Consider the following 17,240-nt stretch of genomic DNA (forward strand, 5'->3'; position numbering starts at 1 on the left):
CTCACCCTAGGCCTCTCCCGGGAGGGTGAGGGCAACAATCTCGACTTGAAACCCTAATCCCAAGAACACCCCCTATCCCTCCAGAGTCCAAAAAGTGGCCCACCCCGCCCAACGCCGCTGGTACCCCATCGTTTTCGCCATCGCCGCGTTGGTGCTGTTGCCCCTGAGTATCCTGTTGCTGTCGTGGCAAACCATCGACCAGCAGATCTGGTCGCACCTGTGGGAAACCCAGATGCCGCGCTTGCTGGGCAACACCCTGACCCTGGTGCTTGGCGTGGGCGTCGGTGTGACGCTGCTCGGCGTCAGTCTGGCGTGGCTCACCAGCCTCTGTGAATTCCCCGGCAGACGCTGGCTCGACTGGGCGCTGATGTTGCCCTTCGCCATCCCGGCTTATGTGCTGGCGTTCGTCTTCGTCGGTCTGCTGGACTTTGCCGGGCCCGTGCAAACGCTGTTGCGCGAGTGGTTCGGCAGCGGGTTACGCCTGCCGCGGGTGCGCTCCACCGGCGGGGTGATTGTGGTGTTGGTGCTGGTGTTTTATCCCTACGTTTACCTGCTGGCGCGCACCGCGTTTCTCGCGCAGGGCAAAGGCCTGATGGAAGCGGCGCGGGTGCTCGGGCAATCGCCCTGGCAGGCGTTCTGGCGGGTGGCATTGCCCATGGCGCGGCCGGCGATCGGTGCCGGGGTGGCGCTGGCACTGATGGAAACCCTGGCGGATTTCGGTGCGGTGTCGGTGTTCAACTTCGACACCTTCACCACCGCGATCTACAAGACCTGGTACGGCTTCTTCAGCCTGCCCAGCGCGGCGCAACTGGCGAGCCTCTTGTTGCTGGTGGTGATGCTGGTGCTCTACGGCGAACGGCGGGCACGCGGTGCCAACCGGGCAAGCAACGAGCGACCACGGGTCAAGGCGCTGTATCACCTGCGCGGGCTCAAGGCGTTCGCAGCGACAGGCTGGTGCACGTTGGTGTTCGCCTGTGCGTTCGTGATTCCGCTGCTGCAGTTGCTCGTCTGGTTCTGGCAGCGCGGGCGCTTCGATCTCGATGAGCGTTACGCCGGGTTGATCCTGCACACCCTCTACCTGGGCGGCATGGCGGCGTTGATCACCGTCAGCGTCGCGTTGCTGCTGGCCTTCGCCCGACGGCTGGCGCCAACCCGGGCGATTCGCTCCGGCGTCAGCCTGGCCAATCTCGGTTATGCGTTGCCGGGCTCGGTGCTGGCGGTGTCGATCATGCTCGCCTTCAGCTACCTCGACCGCGAACTGGTGATCCCGCTGTCGGGCTGGCTCGGCGGCGCCGGCAAGCCGCTGTTGCTCGGCAGTCTGGCGGCGTTGCTGATGGCTTATCTGGTGCGCTTCATTGCGGTGGCCTACGGGCCGCTGGAAAACAGTCTGGCGCGTATACGGCCTTCATTGCCCGAAGCGGCACGTAGTCTGGGTGTCAGTGGGCCGCGACTGTTTTTCAAAGTGTATCTGCCGCTGTTGCTGCCCGGCGCGTTGAGCGCGGCGTTGCTGGTGTTCGTCGATGTGCTCAAGGAAATGCCCGCCACCCTGCTGATGCGCCCGTTTGGCTGGGACACGCTGGCGGTGCGCATCTTTGAAATGACCAGCGAAGGCGAATGGGCGAGGGCGTCGCTGCCGGCGCTGACGCTGGTATTGGTCGGTTTATTGCCGGTCATCGGCCTGATCCGCCGCTCGGCGCACCGAAACACTTAGTCGTCAGTCCTGAATCATGCGGCTACAATGCGCGGCATTCGGTGCGGTTCGTCTGACAGATCGGTACGCTGAAATCGGCTGAGAGCCTTATATTTCAAGGCTTTCAACTGTGCAGCGGCTGTCCGCGCCTTCGCCACGCCCGGAAGGAGAAACCCATGGGACAGCGTACGCCTCTGTATGACCTGCATCTCGCCCTTGGCGCGAAAATGGTCGATTTTGGCGGTTGGGACATGCCACTGCATTACGGCTCGCAGGTCGAGGAGCACCACGAAGTGCGCCGCGATTGCGGGGTCTTCGATGTATCCCACATGACCGTTATCGACGTTACCGGCAACCAGGCCAAGGCCTGGCTCCAGCATTTGCTGGCCAATGATGTCGAACGCCTGCACCGCCCCGGTCGGGCGTTGTACAGCACCATGCTCAACGAGCGTGGCGGCATCGTCGACGACATGATCGTCTATCGCCTCGAAGACCGTTATCGGCTGGTGGTCAACGCCTCCACCCGTGATCAGGATCTGGCCTGGATGCACGCACAACTGGCCGGGTTCGACGTGCAACTGCACGAGCGCACCGAGCTGGCGATGCTCGCCATCCAGGGCCCGCAGGCCCGGCACAGGATCGCCGAACTGGTCACCCAGTCCCGCGCCACGCTGATCCAGCACCTCAAACCGTTCGAAGCCGAAGTCGATGGCGACTGGTTCATCGCGCGCACCGGTTATACCGGTGAGGACGGGCTGGAAATCGCCTTGCCGGCCGAACAGGCGCCGGGATTTTTCAACGATCTGGTCGGTGCTGGCATTTCGCCGATTGGCCTCGGCGCCCGCGACACGCTGCGGGTTGAGGCGGGGATGAACCTCTACGGCCAGGACATTCATCAAGATGTCTCGCCGCTGGCGTCCAATATGGCCTGGAGCATTGCCTGGGAACCGGCCTCGCGGCAGTTCATCGGGCGGGCGGCACTGGCGGCGGAAAAAACCGCCGGCGTTGCGCACAAACTGGTGGGCCTGGTGCTTGAGGAACGGGGTGTTTTACGCGCCCATCAGGTGGTTCGTATCGCCGATGTTGGCGAAGGAGAGATCACCAGTGGTAGTTTCTCTCCTACGCTGAGTAAATCGATTGCCCTGGCGCGTGTACCGATGGCCACAGCCGACCGCGCCGAAGTGGAAATCCGTGGCAAGTGGTATCCGGTACGGGTGGTCAAACCGACCTTCGTGCGCCATGGCAAAACCTTGATCTAACCTTTTCCGGCGGGCCTGACCGCTGACATTTTCTTGAGGACACCGAGCATGAGCAATATCCCCGCTGAACTGCGTTTTGCCGAAAGTCATGAGTGGGCACGTCTGGAAGCCGACGGCACCGTTACCGTGGGCATCAGCGATCACGCGCAGGAAGCGCTGGGCGATGTGGTGTTCGTCGAGTTGACCGAAGTGGGCAACAAATTTGCGGCTGAAGATCAGGCCGGTGTGGTCGAGTCGGTGAAAGCCGCTTCCGACATCTACTCGCCGATTGCCGGTGAAGTGATCGCCATCAACGAAGAGCTGGGCGCTTCGCCGGAACTGCTGAACTCCGACCCGTACGGTGCGTGGATCTTCAAGCTCAAGCCCGATAACGCGGCTGATCTGGACAAGCTGCTCGACGCTGCCGGCTACAAGGCGGCCATCGGCGAATAAGCAGACTGTAATACTTCAAAAGCCCCGATTTCTCGGGGCTTTTTTGTGGGCGTCAATCAGGCGTCGCGCAATACCGCTTTCACCGCCGCCACCGAACGCTCGACATCGTCCTTGGTCATGGTGGTGAACATCGGCAACGACACGATCAGCCGTCCGACCCGCTCCGCCACCGGCAACATGCCTTCCTTGAAGCCGCGCTCGCGGTACAGGCTCAGCAAGTGAATCGGCGGGTAGTGATAACCGATGCCGATGCCGCGTGCCTGCATCTGCTCCATGAATGTCGCTCGCGCCGGCAAGCCGTCCTTGCGTTCCGGCAGGACCAGTTGGAACAGGTGCCAGTTGCTGTGGGTGAAGTCCGCAGGCGGCAGTTGCGCGCCATAGGTCGCTTCAAAGTCATCGCCAAAACATTTGAAGTAGTGTCGGGCCAGTTCCTGACGATGGGCGGTCAGCGCCTCGATATGCGCGAACTGACCCAGGCCAATGGTGGCGGCGACATCGGTCATGTTGAACTTGCCACCGAGCACGTCGACGTCCAGACCATCGAAGCCGTTGCGCGTCACGCCCTGCAAACGGTACTTCTCCGCCAGCCGCGCTTCTTCCGGGGTGTTCAGCACCAGGCAGCCACCCTCGGAGCAGGTAACGTTCTTGTTGGCCTGGAAACTGAACGACACGAAATCGCCGGTGGCGCCGATGCGCTGGCCGTTCCAGCTCGAACCCAACGCTTGGGCGGCGTCTTCAACAATGCGCAGATTGTGTTTGCGGGCGATGGCGTACAAGCGCTGCATGTCCACCGGCAGGCCGGCGAGGTACACCGGAATCAGCGCTTTGGTGCGCGGGGTGATCGCCGCTTCCAGTTGGTCCAGATCAATGTTGCGGGTCACCGGGTCGATGTCGGCAAACACCGGGGTGGCGCCGACTTCGAGGATCACGTTGGCGGTGGCGACCCAGGAAATCGGGGTGGTGATCACTTCGTCACCCGGGCCGATGCCGGCGATGCGCAGGGCGATTTCCATGGTGCAGGTGCCGGAGTTGAACGTGCGCACCGGGCGCCCGCCGAAGTATTCCGACAGCTGTGCTTCGAAGGCCTGGACCTTCGGCCCGCTGGTGATCCAGCCGGAGCGCAGCACATCGCCGACGGCGGCAATCGTGGCTTCATCAATGACGGGTTTGGAAAACGGCAGGAACGGCAGTTGGCTCATGGGGACTGGATCATCCGAAAGTTGGACGCCTGATGCAGGCGCTACAGCATGCCCCGGAACCCCTCTGCCGCCAAGCCGTGCGCGGCGGTATCGGCTGCTATGCTGGTTTGACCGTGTTGCATTGACGCCGAGCGCCAGCCAAGAGAGAGCCCGTCATGTCCCAGTTGCCATCCTTGAGCCAGTTACGCGACCCCGAAGCCTTCCTGCGCCGCCATTTGGGGCCCGACGCCGCCGAACAGCAGGCGATGCTCGATAGCCTCGGCCTCGGCAGCCGGGCCGAACTGATCGAGCAGACGGTGCCGCCGGGCATTCGTCTGAATCGGGCGCTGGATTTGCCGCCAGCCCTCGACGAACAGGCGGCGCTCGCCAAGTTGCGCGGTTATGCCGAGCAGAACCAGGTGTGGACCAGCCTGATCGGCATGGGCTACCACGGCACGCTGACGCCGACCGTCATTCTGCGCAACGTGCTGGAAAATCCCGGCTGGTACACCGCGTACACCCCGTATCAACCGGAGATCGCCCAAGGCCGTCTCGAAGCGTTGCTGAATTTCCAGCAACTGACCATCGACCTCACCGGCCTTGAACTGGCCAACGCTTCGTTACTCGATGAAGCCACTGCCGCTGCGGAAGCCATGGCTTTGGCCAAACGCGTGGCGAAGTCGAAGAGCAATCTGTTTTTCGTCGACGAGAACTGTCATCCGCAGACCATTTCCGTGGTGCAGACCCGCGCCGAAGGTTTCGGCTTCGAGCTGATCATCGACGCTGTGGATAACTTGAAGCAGCACCAGGTGTTCGGTGCGTTGCTGCAGTATCCCGACACCCATGGCGAGATTCGCGATCTGCGCCCGGTCATTGATCAGTTGCACGCGCAGCAGGCGCTGGCCTGCGTTGCGACGGACCTGTTGAGCCTGTTGTTGCTGACGCCGCCGGGTGAGCTGGGCGCGGATGTGGTGTTCGGCTCGTCCCAGCGCTTTGGCGTGCCCATGGGATACGGCGGCCCGCACGCGGCGTTTTTCGCCAGCCGCGATGAATACAAACGGGCGATTCCGGGGCGGATCATCGGCGTGTCGAAAGACGCTCGAGGCAATGTGGCGTTGCGCATGGCCCTGCAAACCCGTGAGCAACACATTCGTCGCGAGAAGGCCAACTCGAACATCTGCACCGCGCAGGTACTGCTGGCCAACATCGCCGGTTGCTACGCGGTGTATCACGGGCCGCAAGGCTTGAAACGCATCGCCCAGCGCGTGCATCGGCTGACCTGCATTCTGGCGGTGGGCCTTGAGCGCCACGGGATGCAACGGGTCAACGGGCAGTTTTTCGACACCCTGACCCTCGACGTCGGCGGCGCGCAGAGCGCGATCATCGACAGCGCCAGGGCAGCGCAGATCAACCTGCGGATTCTCGGGCGCGGTCGAGTGGGGCTGAGCCTCGATGAAACCAGCGATGAAAGCACAGTGGCCAGGCTGTTCGACGTACTGCTGGGTGCTGATCATGGGCTGAACGTCGAGCAACTGGACGCAGAAACCCTGGTGTCTGGCATCCCCGACACCCTCCAGCGCAAGACGCCTTACCTGCGCCATCCGGTGTTCAATGCTCATCACAGCGAAACCGAGATGCTGCGCTACCTCAAACAACTGGAGAACAAGGATCTGGCGCTCAACCAGTCAATGATCCCGCTGGGCTCCTGCACCATGAAACTCAACGCCACCAGCGAGATGATCCCGATCACCTGGCCGCAATTTGCCAACCTGCACCCGTTCGCGCCGCGGGAGCAGGCGGTCGGTTACACCTTGATGATCGAAGAACTGGAGCGCTGGTTGTGCGCGATCACCGGGTTCGAGGCGATCTGCATGCAGCCCAACTCCGGGGCTCAGGGCGAGTACGCCGGGCTGCTGGCGATTCGCAAATATCACGAGAGCCGGCAGCAGGGCGCGCGGGATATCTGCCTGATTCCATCGTCGGCTCACGGCACCAATCCGGCTTCGGCGCAGATGGCCGGGATGCGCGTGGTGATCGTCGAGTGCGACGAGGCGGGCAACGTCGATCTTGAGGATTTGAAGGCGAAAGCGGCGGAGGCCGGGGACAAGTTGTCGTGCCTGATGGCGACCTATCCATCGACCCATGGAGTGTACGAAGAGGGCATCAGCGAGATCTGTGAAGTTATCCACAGGCACGGCGGTCAGGTGTACATGGACGGGGCCAACCTCAATGCACAGGTCGGGCTGACGCGACCGGCGGACATCGGCGCCGATGTGTCGCACATGAACCTGCACAAGACATTCTGCATTCCTCACGGTGGCGGTGGACCGGGCATGGGACCGATCGGCATCCGTGCGCATCTGGCACCGTTCGTCGCCAATCACCCGGTGGTGCCCATCGACGGGCCGCTGGCGCAGAACGGCGCGGTCAGTGCGGCACCGTGGGGCAGCGCGAGCATTCTGCCGATCAGCTGGATGTACATCGCGATGATGGGGCCGCAATTGGCGGATGCCAGCGAAGTGGCGATTCTGGCGGCGAACTACCTGGCGCAACATTTATCTGGCGCCTTCCCGGTGCTCTACACCGGGCGCAACGGCCGCGTGGCCCATGAATGCATTCTCGATTTGCGGCCGTTGAAGGCGCAGACCGGAATCAGCGAAGAAGACGTTGCCAAGCGCTTGATGGACTACGGCTTCCACGCGCCAACCATGTCGTTTCCGGTGCCGGGGACGTTGATGGTCGAGCCGACAGAGAGCGAATCGAAAGCGGAGCTGGACCGCTTTATCGGCGCGATGCTGAGTATTCGCGCGGAAATCACCGAAGTGCAGAACGGCAACTGGCCGGCGGAAGACAACCCGCTCAAGCGCGCGCCGCATACTCTGGCGGATGTCACCGGGGTGTGGGAGCGGCCTTACAGCCTCGAACAGGGCATCACCCCCGATGCGCACACCAAGGCGCATAAATACTGGCCAGCGGTGAACCGGGTGGACAACGTTTATGGCGATCGCAATCTGTTTTGCGCCTGTGTTCCGGTGGACGATTACCGCTGATCTCCCTGTGCCCCCCGCTTCATTGCAGGCTCACTCCTGCAGAGGTTGTGTGGTGAACAGGGAATTACAGGCAAAAAAATGCCGCTCAATCGAGCGGCATTTCTATCGGCGCCAGGCTTACTCGGACGCCACCGCATTCTTCGCCAGAATCGCGTTCGCCAGTTCCATGTCCGTGGCCTGCAGGCCCGGGTTGTCGGCGCGGACTTTCTGCATCGCGGCTTCCAGGTACGGCCCGCGGATACCGCCATCGCTGGCAACGAAACTGCCGGCATCGTCCTGCGCGGCGATGATCAGCTTGTGATCCTTGAAGGTCAGGTAGGTTGAGCCGGTGGTGGCACCGGACGAGATGACGTTACGCCAAAAGCTGTCCGCCATGGCCGAACCAACGGGAAGGGACAGCAAGGCCAGCGTGGCAACAGCAAGTTTGAGACGCATGATGAGGTGACTCCTGGGGGTTAACTACGGCGTTGGATCGTGGTTCCCCGATCCGGTTCCGTGGCGGGTTATTTCTGCTCGCTCTGGGGGGTCACTCGCAGCACTTCCTCGATGGTCGTCAGGCCGGCCGCGACTTTCTGCGCGCCGGACAACCGCAAGCTGCGCATGCCTTCCTTGAAGGCCTGGCGACGAATCGCGGTGAGGTCGGTGTCCGGGGTGATGAAGGCTTTGAGGCTGTCGCTCAATTGCATGATCTCGTAGACCCCGGCGCGGCCGTGATAACCGGTGTCGCGGCATTCCAGGCAACCGATGGCGCACTGCGCATTAGCCGGCAGCGGCGCTTGCCAGGGCCGGGTCAGGGTTTGCCAGTCTTCCTCGGCGAGTGTCAGTGGCGCCTTGCAGTGTGGGCACAAGGTGCGCACCAGACGCTGCGCCATGACCCCGAGCACCGTGGCTTTGATCAGGTAGTGCGGCACGCCGAGCTCAAGCAATCGACTGATGGCGCTGGGCGCGTCGTTGGTGTGCAGGGTCGACAGCACCAGATGCCCGGTCAGTGCGGCCTGAATCGCCATTTCGGCGGTTTCCAGATCGCGGATCTCGCCAATCATGATGATGTCCGGGTCCTGCCGCATCAGCGCACGCACCCCGGCGGCAAAGCTCAGGTCGATGTTGTGCTGCACCTGCATCTGGTTGAACGCCGGCTCGACCATCTCGATCGGGTCTTCGATGGTGCACAGGTTGACCTCCGGCGTCGCCAGTTTTTTCAGGGTGGTGTAGAGCGTGGTGGTCTTGCCCGAACCGGTCGGTCCGGTGACCAGAATGATGCCGTTGGGCTGGCGGGTCATGTCTTGCCAGCGGCGCAGGTCGTCGGCGGAAAAGCCAAGCTGATCAAAGTCCTTGAGCAGCACCTCCGGGTCAAAAATACGCATGACCATTTTTTCGCCGAACGCGGTGGGCAGGGTCGACAGGCGCAGCTCGACCTCGCCGCCGTCCGGGGTCTTGGTCTTGACCCGGCCGTCCTGGGGTTTACGCTTCTCGGCGACGTTCATCCGCCCGAGGCTTTTCAGGCGGCTGACGATGGCCATGGTCACATGCGGCGGGAATTGATAGACGTTGTGCAGTACACCGTCGATGCGAAAACGCACCGTGCCCTGTTCGCGGCGCGGTTCGATGTGGATATCGCTGGCGCGCTGCTGGAAGGCGTACTGGAACAGCCAGTCGACGATATTGACGATGTGCGCATCGTTGGCGTCCGGCTCCTGATCGCTGGCGCCGAGATTGAGCAACTGTTCGAAATTGCCGAGGTTGCCGCTCTGCGCGTCGGCATTACTGGCGCCGCTGACCGATTTGGCCAGGCGGAAGAATTCGACGCTGAAACGCTGGATGTCCACCGGGTTGGCGACGACCCGTTTGATCGGCAGCTTCAGCACATGGGTCAGGTCGGCCTCCCAGCCGTTTACATAGGGTTGTGCGCTGGCCACGGTCACCGAATCGCGATCGACCGCCACGGCGAGGATCCTGTGCCGCTGGGCGAACGCGTAGGACATCAGCGGGGTGATGGCGGCGACGTTGATTTTCAGCGGATCAATGCGCAAGTACGGCTGGCCGGCCTGTTGCGCCAGCCACAGGGTCAGGCTTTCCAGGTCCAGGTGTTTGCCCGGACGGCTGAGGTCGTCCAGTTGCTGGCTGGCAATGAACTCCAGTGGATGCATCTGACCCTGAGCGGCGTGGCGACGGCGCGCGTTCAGCGCCTGCTCCGCCGAGTCCTGGCTGATAAACCCTTGGGCGACCAGTTCACGCAAGACATCGTTGAGTTCCAGCCAGCGGTCCTGAGTGGCGAGTTGAACGGACATGCGGGCTCCTTTTGAACGTCAGTTCGCAAAGGATAGCCGTGGCCCCGCAGACCGTTGGGCCACTACCTGACCAAGCCGTTGCCGGATTTGTCAGCCAGCCGCCTGTGCGGGCGCATCCCACGCCCCGTCGGTGTTTTGCAGATTCACCGAGTACACGCTGATCAGGTTACGAAGTTTTTCCCCGATCACCTGGGCGCGATGCCAGCTCAGGCCACCCATGACGATGTCGATCGACAGCAGATCGTCGAGCCGCTGCACGTTGACCTGTTCGGGGGTGAGGAACTGCAGCGCGAACAGGTTCAGCACACGCACCAACAGATCCGGCTCGGCTTCGGCAAGCAGTTGGTAGTGCGCCAGGCAGTGGGCGTTGTTGACATGCCAGACGTCGGCACGGGTGGGGAGGCTGTTGACGGCTTCGAGGTGCGGCATGGCGGGGCTCCAGAATCAGTGGAGGAATTTTTACATTCGGCGCCGGGCATTTCTTGGCTAAGATCGGTGTTATTGACGATTGATCGACCTGATCAATTCGCAAATTCTTATATATGAGGTTTTTCTATGCACAGCGAGCTGGACGCCTACGACCGCAAGATACTCGCGTTGCTGCAAGAGGACGCTTCGCTGTCCAGCGCGCAGATCGCCGAGCAGGTGGGGCTGTCGCAGTCGCCATGCTGGCGAAGGATTCAACGGATGAAGGAGGAGGGGATCATTCGTGGCCAGGTGACCTTGCTCGACCGCAAGAAGATCGGGCTGAACACGCAGATTTTCGCCGAGATCAAACTCAACGCGCATGGGCGTTCCAACTTCACCGAGTTTACCGAGGCGATTCGCGGTTTTCCGGAAGTGCTGGAGTGTTATGTGCTGATGGGCGCGGTGGACTTTCTGTTGCGCATTGTTGCGGCGGATATCGAAGCGTATGAGCGATTCTTTTTCGAGAAGCTGTCGCTGGTGCCGGGGATTCAGGAAGTGAACTCGATTGTGGCGTTGTCGGAGATCAAGTCCACGACCAGCTTGCCGGTTTGAGATTGAGCGGTTGTTTGGCTGGCCTCATCGCTGGCAAGCCAGCTCCCACAAGGTTCAGTGTTGGAATGCAGATAGCGTTTCAACACAAGACTTGCGGGAGCTGGCTTGCCAGCGATGGCGGACTTACATGCGCAGCAGCATTTTCCAGGCACGATTCTGGTAAACCGCAATCGCCTGCTGCTTGCGCGCATCGAGCAGTTCGTCAGTGATCGTCGGCTCGTTGGCCAGTTGCGCCAGTTTGTTCAACTCGCCGTACAGGCGATCCATTTCCGGGATCTCCAGCACGTTACGCGCGTGGTGCAGCCAGACCTGGATGCGCTCGATGCGCGGCAGTTGCTCGGCCAGATCTTCCGGCTGTTGCTGATAGCGCTGCAGTTGCAGGGCCGTGGCTTCTTCGCCCAACAGGCGCGGTAGCCAGCTGTGCAACTGAGCGCCACCCTGACGGTTGCCACGAACGTTGCGCTCGGCGGTCCAGGTGCGGGCCAGCAGCCAGCGCGAGGTGGTCAGCGAGAACAGGCCCCAGCGTGGGTCTTCCAGCTCTTCGAGGAATTGTTCCGGCGCCGCTTTGCGCACGTCTTCGTCTTCGATACCGACCTGAACCAGCGGGCGCCAGTCTTCGAGCAACGCATCCAGCGCCACGCGCAGATCGTGCGTCGACGGTCGCGGCGCAGCCTGGCCGAGGCTGCTGAGCAGGGCACGCATTTCCGCGAGGTTTTCGACCCAGTCCTGCAGCAGGCGCCAGTGGCCGTTGAAGCGATACTGTTCAGCCAGACGCTGACTGCTGCCAAGCAGATGCCAGCAAAGTGCGGCGAAGGCATCGTCGAGTTGGGTTTCCGGGGTCAGTTGCGGCGCCGGCAGGCTCAGCGAGTAGCTGTTGGCGTCGTACAGGCGGTAGCCGCGTTCGGCCTTGCTGATGTCGCACGGCATCAGGGCCAGGGTTTCGGCCAGTTCGGCGGCCAGTTCCAGCAGCGCGGCAGGCTCGCCTTCGCGCAGTTCCAGTTCCAGCTCGCAGATTTCTTCTTTCTGTTTGCCGACCACCACATGACCGAGGTCCAGCGCGGCCTCGATGACCACTTTGGCCTTGCCGCGGCCCCAGGCGATTTCCGCGCGCTCGCGGACGAAATCGGTGGTGAAGATCGGTTTCAGGGTTTTCTTGTCCAGCTCGGCCAGCGACTCGGGCCAGCATTCGCCGTCGAGTTTTTTCACATCGAGCTTGGCTTTGGGCAACTTCCAGTCGTACTCGTTACGCTCGGACAGACCGGCGATGCTCTGGCCGCGCGTCTTGAGGGTCTGAATCACTTCGTCACCGTCCTTGCGCAGGCGCAGGGCGACTTTGGCCTGGGCCAGGTCGCGCTCGGGGGTGTCGAAGTACTGGTTCATCAACTCACGGCGTTCCCAGCCATTTTTGTTGCGTTTTTTCAGTAGCGGGTGCTCGCGCAGAGCGGCGAGGGTTTCGCGGCTGACGCGGAGTTTGATTTCGGTTTCTTTCTGCATGGCCGGAAAATCCAGGATCGGGAGCGCAGCCGGGGGAATGTGTGGCTGCCAAGGTCGTGCAGTGTACAGGACTCAAACTTCCTACGCCCTGCGGCGGTTTATTCCTGGCGCCGGATGGCTCTATGATGGACTTCAATTCGGGAGTTGGAGTCAGCGATGCCTTTGCCGTCCATGAAAGACCAGTTCGCCGCGCTGATTGCCGCGCCGTCGGTCAGCTGTACCCAACCGAACCTGGACCAGTCCAACCGGGCGGTGATCGATTTGCTCGCCGGATGGCTGGGCGAGCTGGGGTTCAGTTGCGATATCCAGCAGGTCAGCCCCGGAAAATTCAATCTGCTCGCCAGTTTCGGCAGCGGCCCGGGCGGACTGGTGCTGGCCGGGCACAGCGACACGGTGCCGTATGACGATGCGCTGTGGCAGACCGATCCGTTGAAACTCACCGAAGTCGATGGCCGCTGGGTCGGGCTGGGCAGCTGCGACATGAAGGGCTTCTTCGCCCTGATCATCGAAGCCGTGCAGCCGTTGCTCGACCAGCCGTTCCGGCAACCGCTGCTGATTCTCGCCACTTGCGATGAAGAAAGCTCGATGTCCGGCGCCCGTGCGCTGGCCGAGGCCGGGCATCCCATCGGGCGCGCGGCGGTGATCGGCGAGCCGACCGGGCTCAAGCCGATCCGCATGCACAAGGGCATCATGATGGAGCGCATCGACATCCTCGGGCAGAGCGGCCATTCGTCGGATCCGCGCCTGGGGCACAGCGCCCTCGAGGCGATGCACGATGCCATCGGCGAACTGCGTGGCCTGCGTCTGTTGTGGCAGCGTGAATTCAACAACCCGCAGTTCAGCGTGCCGCAACCGACGCTGAACTTCGGCTGTATTCATGGTGGCGACAACCCGAATCGCATCTGCGGCCAGTGTTCGCTGGAGTTCGACCTGCGCCCGCTGCCGGGCATGGACCCGAAAGTCCTGCGTGCGGAGATTCTGCGCAAGCTCAATCCGGTGGCCGAACGGCATCAGGTGAAGATCGACTACAAGCCGTTGTTCCCGGAAGTGCCGTCATTCGAGCAGGCTGCAGACGCCGAACTGGTGCGCATCGCGGAAAAGCTTACCGGTCACAGTGCCGAAGCAGTAGCGTTCGGCACCGAAGCGCCTTATCTTCAGCGCCTTGGTTGCGAAACCATCGTGCTCGGCCCCGGCGACATCGCCTGTGCGCACCAGCCCGGCGAATACCTTGAAATGTCACGTTTGCAGCCTACCGTGCATCTACTGCGGCAGTTGATTGAACATTACTGCCTGACAACGGGTACAGCTTCGCAGGAATGAAAGTGAACACTTGTAGGCGTGAGCCTGCTCGCGACAGCGGTGAGTCAGTCACCGAAGATATTGACTGAAACTCCGCTATCGCGAGCAGGCTCACTCCTACAAGGGATTGTGTTTTGCCAAACTAAACGCTGTAAATTGCCTGCACCCCAACCCGTATTCATGAGGAGAGCGCGCGTGTCGCCAAGCCTGTTCCGACGATAACCATCAGCCCGCTGTGCGTTTTCCGTTTCGCCCCTATTTCCGGCTGCTATTTATTACAGGCCCAGGTTCATGCCCGAATACGTCAATTGGCTTCGCCACGCGTCTCCTTATATCAATGCCCACCGCGATTGCACTTTCGTCGTCATGCTGCCCGGCGACGGCGTGGAGCATCCGAATTTCGGCAACATCGTCCACGACATTGTCCTGCTGCACAGCCTTGGTGTGCGTCTGGTGCTGGTGCACGGTTCGCGCCCGCAGATTGAAACCCGCCTCGCCGCCCGTGGCCTGACCCCGCATTACCATCACGGCATGCGCATCACCGATGCGGCGACCCTGGAGTGCGTGATCGACGCGGTCGGCCAGTTGCGCATCGCCATCGAAGCGCGCTTGTCGATGGACATGGCTTCTTCGCCAATGCAGGGCTCGCGCTTGCGCGTGGCCAGCGGCAACCTCGTGACCGCGCGGCCGATCGGCGTGCTCGAAGGTGTTGATTATCACCACACCGGTGAAGTGCGCCGGGTCGACCGCAAAGGCATCAACCGCCTGCTCGACGAGCGCTCGATCGTGCTGCTGTCGCCGCTGGGCTATTCACCGACCGGCGAGATCTTCAACCTGGCCTGCGAAGACGTCGCCACCCGCGCCGCGATCGACCTGGGCGCTGACAAACTGCTGCTGTTCGGCGCCGACCTCGGTCTGATCGACGAGAACGGCAAACTGGTGCGCGAACTGCGTCCGCAACAGGTGCCGGCGCATCTGGCGCGGCTGGGCAACAACTATCAGGCCGAACTGCTGGATGCCGCCGCCGAGGCTTGCCGTGGCGGGGTGGCGCGCAGCCATATCGTCAGCTACGCCGAAGACGGCGCGCTGCTGACCGAGCTGTTCACCCGTGACGGTGGCGGCACGCTGGTCGCGCAAGAGCAATTCGAACTGGTGCGCGAGGCGGCGATTGAAGACGTCGGCGGCCTGCTCGATCTGATCAGTCCGCTGGAAGAGCAGGGGATTCTGGTGCGCCGTTCCCGTGAAGTGCTGGAGCGTGAGATCGAGCAGTTCAGCGTGGTCGAGCGTGAAGGCATGATCATCGCTTGTGCGGCGCTGTATCAGATCGCCGATTCGGATGCCGGCGAGCTGGCGTGCCTGGCGGTGAACCCGGAGTACCGCCATGGCGGTCGCGGTGACGAGCTGCTGGAACGCATCGAAACCCGTGCCCGGGCGCAAGGCCTGAAAACCCTGTTCGTCCTCACCACCCGCACCGCGCACTGGTTCCGCGAGCGTGGTTTTGAGCCAAGCAGCGTTGAACGCCTGCCAGCGGCGCGGGCGTCGCTGTACAACTATCAGCGCAACTCGAAGATCTTCGAAAAGACCCTCTGATTCATCAGGAATGGCGAGTGGGGGAGCGCTACAGGCTCCCCACATCGCTGCACCTGTTGTGCGAATGGATGGGCTGTCGGCAATCGGCAGAATAACCCGCCAATCTGAAACGCTCCTTCTGATTCCCGTCACTGCAAACATTGTCTGAAAAGGCTGGGTTCATTCCGGCAATGACGGCGGCCTCGCTGTGCATGAAAAAAAATCCATCGACACACAAACTGTAACAATTGATCCGGATAGTGCGCTGGGTTGACTGCTGGGGTGATGGAATTGTTTCCGGATTGCTTCAGTGCAAATCACCATAAACAGAGCCGTTTAATACTCTTCAGGAATTGACCGGGGCGTTGGCGTGGGGAGCGCCAGAGCTTGTAAATACGGGGTTTAAATTCCTAAAGGGTATTAGAAAAGAAGGTATCCATTCTTTTCAGTGTCATGACGAATTCATGAACCTGCATGGACCAAAAAACCGGAGATTAGACTATGGTCGTAGACACATAAGGTTACGATTGACTTGTGGGTCACGCTCTGGCGCTAATCGCTTACCTTCGAGACCCGGGCATCGATTCGGGCCAGGTAACAATAATTAGAAACGAGAGGAGCTTAACAATGAATAAGTCCACCTTGGCCGTGGCTGTGGCCTTTGGGGTATTGGCGCAGCAGGCAGGTGCCGCGGGTTTCATCGAAGACAGCAAGGCTTCCCTTAGTTCCCGCACCATGTATTTCAACAACGACAACCGCGATGGCGGCGCAGATCAGCGAGAAGCCGCGCAGGGTTTCAAGTTTGATTACCTGTCCGGCTTCACTCAAGGTACGGTCGGTTTTGGCCTTGATGTGCAGGCGATCAGCGGTATTCACCTGGATGGTGGTCGTGGGCACCACCCAGACAATAACTCGTTCAATCCAAGTGACTCCGACGGTTCGGCCACGCAGTCCTGGAGCCGCATAGCGGGTAACGTCAAGGCACGTCTGTCCAAGACCGAAGCGCACCTGGGTGGCGCGCTGCAACCGAGCTTGCCGATTCTGGTCGCGAACGATAGCCGCCTGCTGCCTCAAACCTTCGAGGGCGGCACGATCACCTCCAAGGAAATCGACAACGTCACCTTCAACGCCGGTCAGCTTGAGCATGCCGTGGGCCGTGCCTCGTCAAACAGTACCGGCCTGGCAGTGGCCGGCGGTACCCAAGACAGCAATCAGTTCCGTTATGCCGGTGCTGACTGGAAGGTCACCAAAGACCTGACTCTGCAGTACTACCACTCGAACCTGCAGGACTATTACAAGCAGAACTTCTTCGGCCTGGTGCACGTCTTTCCGATCGACACCAATCAGTCGTTCAAGACCGATATCCGCTATTTTGACAGCAGCTCCGATGGCAAGAACGGGGACGCAGGCTACCGTTTCAATAACAACGGTGGTTATGCCAAGACCCCGGGCGAGGTCGACAACAAGACCTGGAGCGCCATGTTCACGTATACCTTGGGTGGCAACGCCTTCTTGCTCGGCCATCAACGCGTCAACGATGACGGTGGTTTCGTCTACCTGAACCAGGGCAACGTGGTCGATGGCAACGGTCGCCCTGAAGGTGCCGGCGGCGCCAGTTTCTACCTGTTCACCGACTCCATGATTAACGGTTTCGTCCGAGCGGGTGAAAACACCACTTTCGGTCAGTACTCCTATGACTTCGCAGGTCTGGGTGTACCGGGTCTCAAAGCGTCGATCGCTTACCTGCATGGTGACAACATCAAGGCAACGAATGGCACCGGTAGCGATATGTCCGAGTGGGAACGCGACATGCGGATTGATTACACCGTTCAACAGGGCACGCTCAAAGGTTTTGGTGTGACCCTGCGTAACGGTGTTTATCGCGGCAGCCAAATCAATATTGCCGATCAGGACCAGACCCGCCTGATCTTCAACTACACCTACAGCTTCCTGTAACACGT

At 61.3% G+C, this 17,240-nt stretch carries 13 protein-coding genes; 8 read left to right on the top strand and 5 right to left on the bottom strand.

The window, feature by feature from the left end:
- Positions 1–94: 94 nt before the first annotated feature.
- From K5Y35_RS08820 to gcvH, 3 genes are all read left to right on the top strand, one after another.
- Positions 95–1,711 (top strand): ABC transporter permease, encoded by a 1,617-nt coding sequence (locus K5Y35_RS08820; RefSeq protein ID WP_222834083.1) that lies wholly within the window; start codon positions 95–97, stop codon positions 1,709–1,711.
- Between the two features lie 155 nt (positions 1,712–1,866).
- Positions 1,867–2,949 (top strand): glycine cleavage system aminomethyltransferase GcvT, encoded by a 1,083-nt coding sequence (gene gcvT, locus K5Y35_RS08825; RefSeq protein WP_186744089.1) that lies wholly within the window; start codon positions 1,867–1,869, stop codon positions 2,947–2,949.
- 48 nt (positions 2,950–2,997) lie between these two features.
- On the top strand, positions 2,998–3,381 hold the full coding sequence (gene gcvH / locus K5Y35_RS08830) for a glycine cleavage system protein GcvH (RefSeq protein ID WP_222834084.1): 384 nt from the start codon (positions 2,998–3,000) through the stop codon (positions 3,379–3,381).
- A 56-nt stretch (positions 3,382–3,437) separates the two neighbouring features.
- On the opposite strand, the gene K5Y35_RS08835 is transcribed toward gcvH, so the two are convergent.
- Entirely contained in the window at positions 3,438–4,580 is a 1,143-nt protein-coding gene (locus K5Y35_RS08835) for a DegT/DnrJ/EryC1/StrS family aminotransferase (RefSeq protein ID WP_186744093.1), read from the bottom strand.
- A 155-nt stretch (positions 4,581–4,735) separates the two neighbouring features.
- Here K5Y35_RS08835 and gcvP point away from each other — a divergent pair, with 155 nt between their 5' ends.
- On the top strand, positions 4,736–7,609 hold the full coding sequence (gene gcvP / locus K5Y35_RS08840) for an aminomethyl-transferring glycine dehydrogenase (protein WP_222834085.1): 2,874 nt from the start codon (positions 4,736–4,738) through the stop codon (positions 7,607–7,609).
- Positions 7,610–7,726: 117 nt separating this feature from the next.
- Here the strand turns inward: gcvP and K5Y35_RS08845 are convergent, their stop codons facing one another.
- From K5Y35_RS08845 to K5Y35_RS08855, 3 genes are all read right to left on the bottom strand, one after another.
- Complete coding sequence (locus K5Y35_RS08845) at positions 7,727–8,047, bottom strand: DUF2388 domain-containing protein (protein ID WP_171057234.1); 321 nt, start codon at positions 8,045–8,047, stop codon at positions 7,727–7,729.
- A 65-nt stretch (positions 8,048–8,112) separates the two neighbouring features.
- Complete coding sequence (locus K5Y35_RS08850) at positions 8,113–9,897, bottom strand: GspE/PulE family protein (RefSeq protein ID WP_222834086.1); 1,785 nt, start codon at positions 9,895–9,897, stop codon at positions 8,113–8,115.
- Positions 9,898–9,987: 90 nt separating this feature from the next.
- Positions 9,988–10,326, bottom strand: coding sequence for a hypothetical protein (locus K5Y35_RS08855; RefSeq protein WP_123469689.1), 339 nt, complete (start codon positions 10,324–10,326; stop codon positions 9,988–9,990).
- A 126-nt stretch (positions 10,327–10,452) separates the two neighbouring features.
- On the opposite strand from K5Y35_RS08855, the gene K5Y35_RS08860 reads away from it, so the two are divergent.
- The gene (locus tag K5Y35_RS08860; RefSeq protein ID WP_064589724.1) at positions 10,453–10,917 is read left to right on the top strand and encodes an Lrp/AsnC family transcriptional regulator; all 465 of its coding nucleotides are present in this window, start codon (positions 10,453–10,455) and stop codon (positions 10,915–10,917) included.
- Positions 10,918–11,040: 123 nt separating this feature from the next.
- Here the strand turns inward: K5Y35_RS08860 and K5Y35_RS08865 are convergent, their stop codons facing one another.
- The gene (locus K5Y35_RS08865) at positions 11,041–12,411 is read right to left on the bottom strand and encodes an inorganic triphosphatase (RefSeq protein ID WP_128615869.1); all 1,371 of its coding nucleotides are present in this window, start codon (positions 12,409–12,411) and stop codon (positions 11,041–11,043) included.
- 156 nt (positions 12,412–12,567) lie between these two features.
- Between K5Y35_RS08865 and argE the strand changes: the two genes are divergently transcribed.
- The 3 genes from argE to K5Y35_RS08880 all read left to right on the top strand — a co-directional run bounded on the left by argE (position 12,568) and on the right by K5Y35_RS08880 (position 17,235).
- Positions 12,568–13,731 carry an acetylornithine deacetylase gene (gene argE, locus K5Y35_RS08870; protein WP_123469686.1) on the top strand — a complete coding sequence of 388 codons (1,164 nt, stop codon included), beginning with the start codon at positions 12,568–12,570 and terminating at the stop codon, positions 13,729–13,731.
- Positions 13,732–14,001: 270 nt separating this feature from the next.
- A complete protein-coding gene (gene argA, locus K5Y35_RS08875) occupies positions 14,002–15,300 on the top strand; it encodes an amino-acid N-acetyltransferase (protein WP_123469685.1) in 1,299 nt (432 codons plus the stop codon).
- Between the two features lie 606 nt (positions 15,301–15,906).
- Entirely contained in the window at positions 15,907–17,235 is a 1,329-nt protein-coding gene (locus K5Y35_RS08880; protein WP_222834087.1) for an OprD family porin, read from the top strand.
- Positions 17,236–17,240: the final 5 nt, after the last annotated feature.

Source organism: Pseudomonas sp. SC3(2021) (assembly GCF_019856535.1).
In the GTDB taxonomy this organism is placed as follows: domain Bacteria; phylum Pseudomonadota; class Gammaproteobacteria; order Pseudomonadales; family Pseudomonadaceae; genus Aquipseudomonas; species Aquipseudomonas monsensis.